This window comes from Pantoea sp. PNA 03-3, assembly GCF_003201175.1.
GTDB classification, from domain to species: Bacteria; Pseudomonadota; Gammaproteobacteria; order Enterobacterales; family Enterobacteriaceae; genus Pantoea; species Pantoea stewartii.
The window spans coordinates 47541-59397 of the sequence record NZ_QICO01000015.1; the positions used below are offsets into that span (position 1 = coordinate 47541).

Annotated in this window: 13 protein-coding genes and 2 pseudogenes; 1 reads left to right on the forward strand and 14 read right to left on the reverse strand. The window is 47.0% G+C overall.

The genetic code is table 11. From position 1 onward, the window contains the following. The first annotated feature begins 157 nt into the window (after nucleotides 1–157). Complete coding sequence (locus tag C7433_RS22980) at nucleotides 158–1396, forward strand: MFS transporter (protein ID WP_039338257.1); 1239 nt, start codon at nucleotides 158–160, stop codon at nucleotides 1394–1396. A gap of 237 nt (nucleotides 1397–1633) precedes the next feature. Here C7433_RS22980 and C7433_RS22985 read toward each other — a convergent pair whose 3' ends face one another. From C7433_RS22985 to C7433_RS23055, 14 genes and pseudogenes are all read right to left on the reverse strand, one after another. Next, nucleotides 1634–2641: an iron ABC transporter permease gene (locus tag C7433_RS22985; RefSeq protein WP_110269038.1), complete on the reverse strand. Its 1008-nt coding sequence runs from the start codon at nucleotides 2639–2641 to the stop codon at nucleotides 1634–1636. Beyond that, a complete protein-coding gene (locus C7433_RS22990; RefSeq protein WP_110269039.1) occupies nucleotides 2638–3552 on the reverse strand; it encodes an ABC transporter substrate-binding protein in 915 nt (304 codons plus the stop codon). The genes C7433_RS22985 and C7433_RS22990 overlap by 4 nt, the downstream gene beginning before the upstream one ends. Before the next feature lie 49 nt (nucleotides 3553–3601). Beyond that, on the reverse strand, nucleotides 3602–4405 hold the full coding sequence (locus C7433_RS23000; protein ID WP_110269040.1) for an ABC transporter ATP-binding protein: 804 nt from the start codon (nucleotides 4403–4405) through the stop codon (nucleotides 3602–3604). Nucleotides 4406–4653: 248 nt separating this feature from the next. Continuing rightward, on the reverse strand, nucleotides 4654–4950 hold the full coding sequence (locus tag C7433_RS23005) for a hypothetical protein (protein ID WP_033742120.1): 297 nt from the start codon (nucleotides 4948–4950) through the stop codon (nucleotides 4654–4656). An 83-nt stretch (nucleotides 4951–5033) separates the two neighbouring features. After that, nucleotides 5034–5522, reverse strand: coding sequence for an Hsp20 family protein (locus C7433_RS23010; protein WP_033742122.1), 489 nt, complete (start codon nucleotides 5520–5522; stop codon nucleotides 5034–5036). A gap of 136 nt (nucleotides 5523–5658) precedes the next feature. Further along, the gene (locus tag C7433_RS23015) at nucleotides 5659–5961 is read right to left on the reverse strand and encodes a hypothetical protein (RefSeq protein ID WP_110269041.1); all 303 of its coding nucleotides are present in this window, start codon (nucleotides 5959–5961) and stop codon (nucleotides 5659–5661) included. A 164-nt stretch (nucleotides 5962–6125) separates the two neighbouring features. Next, the gene (locus C7433_RS23020) at nucleotides 6126–6401 is read right to left on the reverse strand and encodes a hypothetical protein (RefSeq protein WP_233255835.1); all 276 of its coding nucleotides are present in this window, start codon (nucleotides 6399–6401) and stop codon (nucleotides 6126–6128) included. Nucleotides 6402–6585: 184 nt separating this feature from the next. Continuing rightward, complete coding sequence (locus tag C7433_RS23025) at nucleotides 6586–7077, reverse strand: hypothetical protein (RefSeq protein WP_050504995.1); 492 nt, start codon at nucleotides 7075–7077, stop codon at nucleotides 6586–6588. A gap of 1 nt (nucleotide 7078) precedes the next feature. After that, entirely contained in the window at nucleotides 7079–7396 is a 318-nt protein-coding gene (locus tag C7433_RS23995) for a hypothetical protein (protein ID WP_233255836.1), read from the reverse strand. 730 nt (nucleotides 7397–8126) lie between these two features. Further along, nucleotides 8127–8612, reverse strand: coding sequence for a hypothetical protein (locus C7433_RS23035; protein WP_110269042.1), 486 nt, complete (start codon nucleotides 8610–8612; stop codon nucleotides 8127–8129). Continuing rightward, nucleotides 8609–9526, reverse strand: a pseudogene (locus C7433_RS23040) (RHS repeat domain-containing protein); the annotation flags it as partial. The pseudogene C7433_RS23040 and the gene C7433_RS23035, both read right to left, overlap by 4 nt. A gap of 192 nt (nucleotides 9527–9718) precedes the next feature. Then, the gene (locus C7433_RS23045; RefSeq protein WP_110269043.1) at nucleotides 9719–10441 is read right to left on the reverse strand and encodes a TNT domain-containing protein; all 723 of its coding nucleotides are present in this window, start codon (nucleotides 10439–10441) and stop codon (nucleotides 9719–9721) included. Next, a pseudogene (locus C7433_RS24000) lies at nucleotides 10398–10752 on the reverse strand (RHS repeat-associated core domain-containing protein); the annotation flags it as partial. The gene C7433_RS23045 and the pseudogene C7433_RS24000, both read right to left, overlap by 44 nt. Nucleotides 10753–10756: 4 nt before the next feature. Continuing rightward, on the reverse strand, nucleotides 10757–10972 hold the full coding sequence (locus C7433_RS23055) for a hypothetical protein (RefSeq protein WP_110269044.1): 216 nt from the start codon (nucleotides 10970–10972) through the stop codon (nucleotides 10757–10759). Between the last annotated feature and the right edge of the window lie 885 nt (nucleotides 10973–11857).

The window sequence follows — 11857 nt, forward strand, 5'->3', positions numbered from 1 at the left end:
CTGTGCTGACTGACGCTGTCCATGGCGTGAATATCGCGCGGACCGCCAGGCAGTAACATCGCCATGCTTTAGTCAGAAAAAACCAGACCGCATCACGGTCATCAATCAGACTGAGGCAATCACTTTTGCCGCGAGGCTTTTCGGGACAGGAATCAGGATGCGTACAGGCGTTTCAACAGGCGAAGACTCGCTGCTGCAACACAGGTCATTTGTGGCGTTTTGGCTCGCCCGAACCTGTTCTTCATTTGGTTTTCAGATGTTTTCCGTGGCCGTCAGCTGGCAAATCTATGCAATAACCCACAGCGCAATGGCGTTAGGCATGATTGGCCTGATGCAGTTCCTGCCCTCAGTGCTTCTGGCGTTGCCTGCGGGACATCTGGCCGATCAGTTCGACCGCCGCCGTATCGTGGTTATCGGCCAACTGATTGAGTGGGCCGCGCTGCTCGGCCTGGTGGCGCTGACGCTATTGCACTGGGCAGACAAACTTGAAATCTGGGGGCTGGTCTTTCTGATTTCGCTGGCGAAAGCACTGGAATGGCCAGCCATTACCTCTATGTTGCCGGCGCTGGTCCCGCCACCGATTCTGGCGCGCGCCATGGCGGCAAGCTCTGTTGGCGGTCAGGCGGCGGTGATTGTCGGGCCAACGCTGGGTGGCCTGCTGTATATAGCCGGCCCCGAGGTGGTTTACGGGGTTTCAGCCCTGTTTTATTTATTCTCGCTGATACTGGTGAGTTGCTTACGTTATGAGCGTCCTCCTCAGGAACGTGTGCCGATGACGCTGTCGAACATGTTTATGGGCGTACGCTTTATTCGCGAACGCAAGGATGTTCTGGGCGTGATATCGCTCGACCTGTTCGCCGTGTTACTGGGCGGTGCAACCGCCCTGCTCCCTGTCTTCGCCCAGGATATTCTGCATACCGGGCCATGGGGACTTGGCCTGTTACGCGGTGCGCCGTCAGTGGGTGCCCTGTTGGTCGGTGTCTGGCTCAGCCGCCATAAGCTGGAAAAACATGTTGGCATGATTATGTTTGGTTCCGTGGCCGGTTTTGGCCTGGCGACGCTGCTGTTTGCGCTCTCAACAAAACTGTGGCTTTCTCTGCTGGCGCTGGCCGCGCTGGGTGGTTTCGATATGGTGAGCATGGTGATCCGTGGCGCACTGGTTCAGCTGGATACACCGGATACGATGCGCGGCCGCGTCAATGCGGTTAACGCTATCTTTATCAATACCTCAAATCAGTTGGGTGAGTTTGAATCCGGGCTGCTCGCGGCATGGATGGGCGCGGTGCCTGCCGCCGTCATTGGCGGCGTCGGGACACTGGTGGTAGTTGGGCTCTGGATGATGCTCTTTCCGAATCTGCGGAAAAGGCAGAAGCTTGAGAATGAGACGGTGGCATAACGTTGAGCGGGAAGGTGGCATGGGCTCGGGGAACCTACGGCGAATTTCGCCAGGTCAGGCGCAGCGGGCCAGGAATGACAAGCCATACCTGCACAGTACGTTGATACCGCATAAGGTATAAACGCGTCATGATCTGTTATGCGTTGCCTGTCTGTAGCCAGTGATGCAGCGGGTGATAAGGCCCCTTCCGGGACAAGGCCACTTTATATTTACCCTATAAGGTGGCCGGTTTGACCTTCACGTCCTGTTTCGCATCAGTTGCACAATCACAAATCCTCCGCCGATACCGGCCGTGATGATGCCAATGGGCAGCTCCTGCGGGGCCAGCAGCGTCCGACTGGCAATATCGCCAGCACACAACAAAATGGCGCCCCAGAGCGCGCACAGTGGGATCAGCAACCGGTGTTTCACACCCGTTACGTGCCGACACAGGTGCGGCACCATTAGTCCGACAAAGCCAATGACGCCGGTCAGGGCCACCAGCAACGCGGTTGCCAGCGCACAGCACAGAAACACCTCGATGCGTAACCGGTTGACGTGAATACCAAGCGAGAGTGCGGTTTGCTCGCCCGCCAGCAATCCATCCAACTGCCGCCCGCGCAGCGCCACAAACCCTGTCAGTAGTGCCAGACTTACCAGTGCATAAGGCAGGTTAAGCCAGCTGGCTAATCCCAGCCCGCCCAGTGACCAGAACATCACCGAGCTGGCCGCGCGCTGGTCGCCTGAAAAAATCAAATAGCTGGTCACCGCACCAAACAGAAATGACACGGCCAGCCCGCAGAGAATCAAGTGCTCTGCTGAGCGCTGCTTTTTGAAATGAAAAAGCAACATGACGGCGGCGGCTGAAAACAGACCGCCTGCGAACGCGGCAACGGGCAAGGTCAACGCCGCCAGCCGATCGCCAAAGCGGGTAATGACCAGCACCGCACCCGCGGACGCCCCTGAGGACAGACCAAACAAAAAGGGATCGGCCAGCGCGTTACGCGTGGTGGTTTGCAATAAAGCCCCGACCATGGCCAGGCCAGCCCCCGTCATCACGGCCAGCAGCGTGCGCGGTAACCGTAGGTCGATCACGATTCGGGTTACCATTTCAGAGACGGGCGCGTCTGCCATGTCGAGTGCGGACAGCACCTGCGTTAAAGACAATGACACGGTGCCTTCCGCCGTGCTGATCAGCATCAGGATCGCCAGCAGCAGGCAGGACGCACTCATTATTGCTGGATAACGATACGGCGATCGATTCACGGCGCATCCGGCGAATAGAGCGCATGAGCCAGCTTCTCTACGGCCTGAATATTGGCCGGCCCCGGTGTGAGTTCAGCGTACTGTAACTTCAGGTAGCGATGGTGTTTTACCGCAGGCGTCAGCTTCATAAGCGGATGATTTTCCAGGAAGTGGCGCAGTGCCTCTGCCCCACTGCCGGTCTGATAGTCCAGCAAGATAATAAAATCCGGCTGCGTGGCCGCCACGCTCTCCCAGGAGGTGGTGCCCCAGCTCATCTCCAGCGCTTCCATCGCGTTTTTACCTCCGGCGGCCTCAATGATGGCGGTCGGCATGGCATATTGTCCGCTGGTGAACGGTTTGTCTTCGCCTGAGTCGTAAACGAAGACTTTTCGAGGCGGCGTGTCAGCCGGACGCTGAGGTAAGGCCTGCAGTTGCTGCTTCCAGTCCGTCACCAGCGCCTCGGCTTCGGCCCGCTTGCCAAAAATTTTGCCCAGTTTAATCTCGTCGTTATAGAGCAGATCCATCGTCGCTTTCTGCTTGTCCTTATGTGTAAAGACGCAGCTTTCACTCAGCACCAGGGTTTTAATGCCGTACTGACGCAGTGAAGCAGGCGTAACGTCACCGCCCACTTTCATCCCGTAATTCCAGCCAGCAAAAAAGAAATCAGGGCTCGCGGCCAGCAACGTTTCCAGTGAGGGATATTTCGGTGCCAGCTCAGGGATGGATCCCATGGCCTGCTTAAAGGCCGGCGTCATCTTGTACCAGCCACTGATGCCGGTGAGACCGACAATGCGGTTCTGCAGATGCAGCGCAAAAGCCATTTCTGCCATATTGAGGTCGTTAATCACGGCTCGCGCAGGCGGCGAGGTGAACGTCACGGGCTGGCCGCAACTGTCGATGGTGACAGGAAAATCACTTGCGCTGGCCCACATGGCTGGCGTCACGGCCAGAAACGCGGCAAAACCGATTTTACTCAATGCATCATGCACAGTCGGGCACCTCAAAAATACGTAAGCGCTTACCGCTGGCAGGATGTTTTACGGTAAAGCTGTTTAAGCCGAACACGGGCTGGAGATAGCGCGACGTCAGCGCGCGCGACGGGTGATCACACACAATTTGCTCGCCCTGCGACAGGATAAGCACACGATCGGCAAACGTATCAATCAGGGACAGGTCATGCAGTACCGCTATTGCCGTAATCCCTTTGTTTTTAATGAGTGCCAGTAGCTGCTGGCGGGCCAGCGGATCAAGATGGTTCGTCGGTTCATCCAGTAAGATCAATAACGGCTTTTGCGCCAGCACGCGCGCCAGTGCAGCACGTTGTCGTTCTCCCCCGGACAGCGCAGCCAGCGGGCGTGTTTTTAGTGCTGAAAGACCGGTTTCATCAATGGACTCCTGGACGATCCGTTGATTTACTCCTGCCGGGCAGGCGCGTAGATGCGGAATACGGCCCAACGCAACGTACTCTTCAACCGACAGCCTGAGATCGGGCATATCATTCTGCGCCATCACGGCTATGCAGTTGGCAAGCTGTTGCCGTGAAAACGTTGCCAGACATGCGCCGTTAAGCTGAATCGCCTGTGGCAGTGACGATAACTCACGGCACATTGCCCGCAGTAATGACGTCTTGCCACTGCCGTTTGGCCCGATGATGACCAGCCGCTCCCCCTCTCTGACGCTGAAGTGAATGTGATGCAAGAGCGGTTCGCCGTCCGTTCGGTTCAACTGCGCAATGTTGACCTGCAAAACAGGATCGGATTGAGGTAACGCTCTGGACGACGGCATGTTTTTCACCCCACAAATAGATATGTTATAACATAACAATTGAGGCGCAGAAAGACAAGCGGCGGGCACTAATGAAACAGGGTGCCGCGATGTCGGCACCCTGAAGAGAGAAAACGAAAACGGCTTATTTAAAACGATTGTGAAACAGGCTGGCCGTCATCGCTAGCATGCCAGCACCCAACGAGGTATGTAGCATGAGTGTGTTGAGCATCGTCACCTCCTCTTCGTTTTGGTTGCACTTATCGGTTTTATACCGCCTCAGCCAGCTTTTCCTCACTGGCCTCTTTCTCAATCAGCCGCATTAACAGCGACAATCGACGTTCAGTGCGCTCTGGTGTATCGGGCGGCAGGTTGTAACGCAGGGAGTAAAGCTTGCCTTTTTCGTTGTAGAAATCCACCACCAGCACCGGCATGATACCGCCAGGCACTTTGTTGTAATTCACCGACAACCGGGTGCGGCCTAACTGTAACTTTGCCGCCATTACGGTTTCGCCAACCAGTTTGGGATAAAGAGCACGATCTTCGGGCACGCTGATGACTTTCATTACCGCCTCCTGATTCTCTGGCACCTTGATGACAAAGCGCGGAGAACGCCGTCAGCGCCCTCCGCTTTTTCGTTAACCTGCCATTAGGCCTGATGTTCAATGGCTTCCGCCGTACGGTGTTCGATCGGAATGCGACGAGGCTTCTCGCTTTCCGGTATCTCATGGTGCAGGCCGACGCGCAGCAAACCGTCCTGCAGGCGTGCGGTGGTCACTTTCATATGTTCCGGCACGCTGTAGCTCAGACGGAAGTCTGAACGACTGATACCACGGTGCAGCCAACCGCTGTTCTGCCCTTCTTTTTCCGTATCGTTATCGCTGACCTCCTCTTTCTGTCCGGTCACGGTCAGACGACCGCCTGCCACTTCGATTTCAAGCTCGCTTTCTTTCCAGCCCGGCACGCTGACGGTCAGTTCGTAGTGTTCGTTATCAACCTGTTTCAGGTCGTAAGAGGGAGAAACCGACACGGGCGCATCACCGGTCAACTGGCTGAACAGCCTGTCGATACGGTTAAACCGGTCTGAAAAGGCAGAATCTGCGATAGAAGGAAATACGGGAAAATTACGTAATGCCATAGTGATAACCTCCTGAATTAATGGTTCATTCAAAAGCTCATCGGCGTGGGGATCTCCCCCGCTGCTCACAGACATTTATAGGATCATTTAGTGGGATTTCAAGCGAGGAAAATGAAATTTTTTTGGGCGTGAGTGGCTACATGGTTTTGCCTTTTTCGTTGATATTTTCTGAGCGCCGATCTGAAGTGGTGTTTGTACCGGACACGTGTATCAATAGCATCACCATGGCATGCAACTCAGCGGTAATAAACGGCATAATGATGGGCGGTGCAGACGAGGCGGCAGAAGCGATAATACGAATCTTGCGTAATACTGAAGTACCCAGCCGAAACCAGGCACCAGATCGCTTTCCAGAGCTTGAACAGGCGACGTACGCACCTGACAGGTAATTCATTAACCCAATGATTTTGAAACCGATATCCTGCGTAAGTGTAGCCATTTATTCAGCCAGCGACTTTGAGCAAAGCTCAATAGAAAACGGTCAATATAAGCAATGTCCCACAGACGTATGCTAGCCCCGCCACACCGGTTGTTTTGCCTCGGGCAAGCAGGTAACTGGCCGTGAGTACCGCGCCAATAATGACGATTGAGGGAATAAAAAAATCAACGCATGTACTTGTGGATTGAGCAGAGTAAAGCACGCAGAAATATCAGCAAATTAAATGCAAAGGCGGCCAACTCCAGCTCCAGCACTATTGCAATCGGAAAGGCATTTTGCCAGGGAAGAGACTCAGCAGGCTGTTTAAAATAAAGCTCAAGCTCTGTAGTGGAACAGGCAAGTATGGAGTTTTCCTGTAGTGCGATTACCTCATCTATTTCGAAACCATGTTGCAGTAATTCAGTGATATCACGCCCGACAAGCCATGGTAAAAATCTCATTAAAATACCGTCAATGATTGAATTGCCAAAAAAAACCAACTTTAAAATTAATGATAAAACCCACCATACCGCAAATAGTTATTATATATAGCAGGATAAAAAGATTAGCTAATAGAAAATAACTACAAATGGTATTTATTGAAAAACCATAAAAAATCCATATAAAGATACTTCACTATCAACATTAAAATTTTAACTTATTCCATTCACAATAATTACTCCATGACTTTGCATCTTCAAAGCCTGAACGATAGTTACAAGTAATCATACCTGTTCTGTTATGTGGGTCATAAGCTGCATCAATGTGTCCCCACGCGCCATAGACTGGAAGATTACAACCAGATTGCACTTTAAACCACTCTCTTAATTTTCGTGTAACTTTACCCTCTGGTTTATTTTGCTCTCCCATCAATAGATTATCAGGTGCAAAGCACCAACTTACTACTGTGGCATTCTCATCACCTTTATGAGATAAAAATACGATCAGGTAAATATCACCTTGCCTATTGTTTTTCGTATTAAAAACGGCTCGATAATTTACGGTATCATCACCATTGTCAGGCCATCCCTCCCAAAATAAACCACCCATTGCAAACAAATTTTTCTTAGTCGAAGTAGAGGAAATAATCAATCCATTCTCAAAATTCAAACTTCCGTCTTCTTTATTAATTTTCATTTCATATCCCCATACTAAATGGATTTCCAACAGGCTCTAAAACAGCCTTATAATTAGAAAGGAAAAATTGTGTTCCACCACCATTTCCGAATTTTGCTGGATCTTGTGATAATGCCTTGCCAGTTCCAACAATTATTTCGCGTTTTACCCTGTAAGCCTGTATCTGACCACGATAGCCAAATTTTGGATGTGGTAACACCTGTAAACTTTTCCAAAGTGACTCTCTGCTCCCGCCTGCGGCATCCAGAGTTGTTTTGTCGAAATAAAAGCCAGATTGTCCGGGCACACCACCATAGACAATATCACCTTCCTTCAACATAGTATTTGTCCAAGTATCACGCCCTTTATATACGTCTCTCCCCTGCCACTGTCTTGCAAACGCGCCTTGGTTGTGAGCATTATGTTTAGTTGGTTTATTAGGCTTACATGTACGCCTCAACCCCCACGGATCCACCCATCCCAGCGCATTCGGCGCATACTGGTAAAGTATGAATATCCTACTGCCAGCGGCCCTCGTTCAGTTCGGTTACGCGGTTATGCATGACGTGAGAAGTGGCATACCGGTTCTGAATATTATAAGGTAAATGGATAATTACAATTATTTTAGTTTCATGCACTTTTTGAGACTTACAGGTTTCAGCTATCAATTAGTAACTTTCCGGACGTCAGATTACTTAGGTATTTATGAATAAGCTGGCTTTTATATTCAACCAACCCGTGTTCGGTAATTTACTGAGCTTTGTACAGGGTTCTGGTTTTAACTATAAAAAATTACTACGGATTTTTTCAGAACTCCATATCGATGTGCATAGCCATGAGAGCCGGAATATTCCAGATCCCATAAATGAGCAACATACTTTTTCAACAACCGGTTATACTCATACGATAAGTTATTAATCTCTTTGTATAGTAGATACTGCCTAAAAAATTTCAATTATGGATTTCGAACTAGCGATACCTTTTAAAAACACCAGCAGCCAGGTTTATATGAAAGCAAACTCTTGGCTTTCGTTAACCTTAAATAAATTTACTCGTTATTATGACTTTCATTACTCACCAGCATTCCATGTTATGTATATACCATGGTTGAATGACCTTGTCTCATAGGAAACTGAAATATCTCCCCAAGAGAACTCCCACCTTACTACTTCATTTGAAATGAAATCTGGCTCTCTTAATTCTAATGATGAACCAAGCCAATTTGACAAATTTTCTACTGATTCATTTAACATTTTAATATTGGTTCGTTTATCCCAATCACTTAAGGAATCGTAACATTTACTTTTCTTATCTATAAGTTGCACCATAAACGGAAAGTTAAAGCATATCGGCCTTATATGCATTTCAAATTCTTTATTGAAAAAAATTATTGACTCGATTAGATAATGATGAGGAATAATCTTTTTTATACTCCCTTTACTATTCATGCTTTTATAGAAATTACTTTCACAAAAAGTGTCTTCATCTGTAACGTCCAGACCTAACTTATCTAAAATTATTGTACCTGTAATTAGATCAACTTTTAATTTTTTCATATATCAATAATTTTCCCTGGGATTAATAAATGTCTCATTTCCTCTGGTATGAAGAACTGAAGCCCCCCACCATCGCCATACATTTTATTCGCTGCAGCTCTACCGTAAGCAACGTCAATGTCTTCGCTTACATAAAATGCTCTTAATTTCGTACGCACAGGCCAGCGTGGATCCAATTTAACTTGCAATGCTTGATGATAACCTAACGGATCTCCTCTGTACTGATTAACAGTAGGGAACGTCACTACATATGCAGGTTGTTGGTCGCCATTAGGGTAAAGAGCATAGAGAATTGTACCTTTTTTAAGCTTCCTGTTCTTGTAAACGTCAATTCCTGGGTAATCGGGGTTTTTTGGACCTTGCCATTTTGTTGCTTCCTCAGAAGGATTTTTACACTTCATCAACCCCCACGGATCCACCCATCCCAGCGCATTCGGCGCATACTGATAAAGGTTGATTCCCCCCGCCAGCCCTATCGGGTCATGCTGGGTAAACCGGCCGCTGTCCGGGTCATAATAACGGAACAAATTACAGTGAAGCCCCGTTTCGCGGTCCAGGTACTGGCTCTGCATACGCAGGTTCTGCTCTACCACTGGAATTCGCTGATTCGATTCGCGCAGCAGTTTGCCCCACGGGCTGTTCACACCTTCCCAGGTCTTCTGGCCTTCAACGTCGGTCAGTCGCTCGGGCGTGCCGTTAGCCGCGCAGTGGAACCAGAATATCTCCGGACTTTCTTCGCCATCAATACGGGCCAGTGGCTCATAGCTCTGGCTGTCGCTGTAAACGTAGCGAAATATCTTCGTGGATTTCCATGCAGCAGACGGCAACCTTGCATATAAATCGTATTATGACAGCATTGTTATACGGCTTACCTGTAACGATTGCTGGCGGGTTTTACTGATACATCTGGGTAATTGTCGGGCCAGTGGCAAGTCACACATCCCTTTTGCTTTATATAAGTACGAAAATTTAAGTTAAAATTGAGTAATATTAAGAGAAGGGGAAATTAAATAGTCAATACTATAAATCATAATATCCACAATTAACTTTAAGAAAAAATTGATAATTTTATCTAAAATTCACACAACTACAGGATAATAAATATTTTAATTCTTTAGGAAAATACCAATCAAATGAGAAATATACCTGGCTGGTTGAATCTCAGAAAAAGTTGAAAAAATCAAAAGATTATGCCTTCCAGAGTCACATTGAGTTTCAAAAAAGCTGATAGATTCATCATTGTAATGATAAAGACCAGAACCCTTAGTCATTTCTTTTACTCCCCTTATTTTTTTGGAGTAAAACTGTTTAAACTCTAAATCTTCCGAATTAAAACTTTTCGAACCATATACTGAAAAAACGACTTCTCCAGAACAATACGGGCATATAATGACGTTTTTTTTATGAATAAAATCATTCTCAAAACCATCATGTAACAAAACTTGAGCTTTAATACCATTTTTCATAATTTTTTCCAAAACTCCATTTCTAATCAGATTTTCGACATTATCAGCTGTTTCATATTGTTTATTCATTCCTGCCTTTCCAAACCATGGGATTGCTGGACCGGCGTCAACTTCATAAGATTTCAATACCTCACAGGTAGATAGAGGTTTTTTCAATGTATAATCCGGAAGCGCCCTACCTTCAAAAGAAGCTCCTGCTGGAGAAAGGAACGTACCTGTATCTCTGATAACACCATTTTCAGTCCAACCACCATAACGATCTAATTTAGTTCCTGGCTGAAGGGTCTCTTTCACTGAGATAACAAAACCGCGGTTCGGTGGCCAAGCCCCACGGATCCACCCATCCCAGCGCATTCGGCGCATACTGATAAAGGTTGATCCCCCCCGCCAGCCCTATCGGTTCATGCTAGGTAAACCGGCCACTGTCCGGATCATAATAACGGAACAAATTATAGTGAAGCCCCGTTTCGCGGTCCAGATTCTGGCCCTGCATACGCGCAGGTTCTGCTCTACCACCGGAATTCGTTGATTCGATTCGCGCAACAATTTTCCCCACGGGCTGTTCACACCTTCCCAGGTCTTCTGGCCTTCAACGTCGGTTAAAAGTTCTGGCGTGCTATCAGTGGCGCAATGGAACAGAATATCTCCGGAATTTTCACTTCATCTATATGTGAGTAATCAAAATTGAGACCGTCCTCTTCCCTCTCTGGATTGGGTGGCTATAATGACTTCATAGGCATCACGTTCACTTTTCTGAGCTTTTAATGCTTCGTAAAATGAAATTTTTGATTCTATCTCATACATAGCAATCGTCCCGTTATCGTACCTAATATAATACTCATCATTTCTTTTTATAATATCTACGCCATATCCTGAGAACATTAATTCATTCATAAAAATCCGTAAATTCATTTAAATCTGGGAAAACAGACAACTTGACTAGTCAGTTAGTGTGTGAAACCAAATGATCTCAACAATTAATTTAAATTATCAAACATTGAAAACGCTTCAGAAGCCTAACCCTATCATTTTTATTTAGTAAGCTTATGTCAGTGTTAATCTTCATGCAAATCGTGAAAATAATAATTGCATCCACATGCAAAATCATTCATTCTTTTAGCTTACGTCAAGGATGATTATCACACTTTCAAAACATACTTAACTTTGCATATTGCAAAAAATTATGATAATTCATAGCTAATAAATCAATAATTTAAAAATCTCTATAAAATGAGTCACATGTAAAAAAACACCTACCAGCTTTAATTTAATGAAAGAAAATCAATATATTGCTGATTATTGTATATAGAAAAATGGAAATACTTAAAATATAAAAATGAATGTATTGATTGGTAAACCACAAAAACATGCAGAAGAAATTTAATTATTTATAGTAATTCTTTAAGTTATTCCATTTTAAATATTCCCCCCATGACTTTACATCTTCGAAACCTGAAAATTAGTTACAAGTAACCATACCTGTTCTGTCATGTGGATCATATACTGCATCAATGTGTCCCCATGGGCCATAGACGGGAAGCTTACAATCAGATTGCACTTCAAACCACTTTCTTAATTTTCGCGTAACTTAACCTTCTGGTTTATTTTTCTCTACCATCAATAGCTTATCAGGTGCAAAGCACCAACTTACTACTGTGGCATTTACATCACCTTGATGTGACCTGCCCCCAGTATTAGATACAACCTTCAGTTAGTAATGTCGGTGGGTTTTTCTTCATGTTTCCCGTTTCGCCAGCCTGCTGCAAATTCAGATGGCGT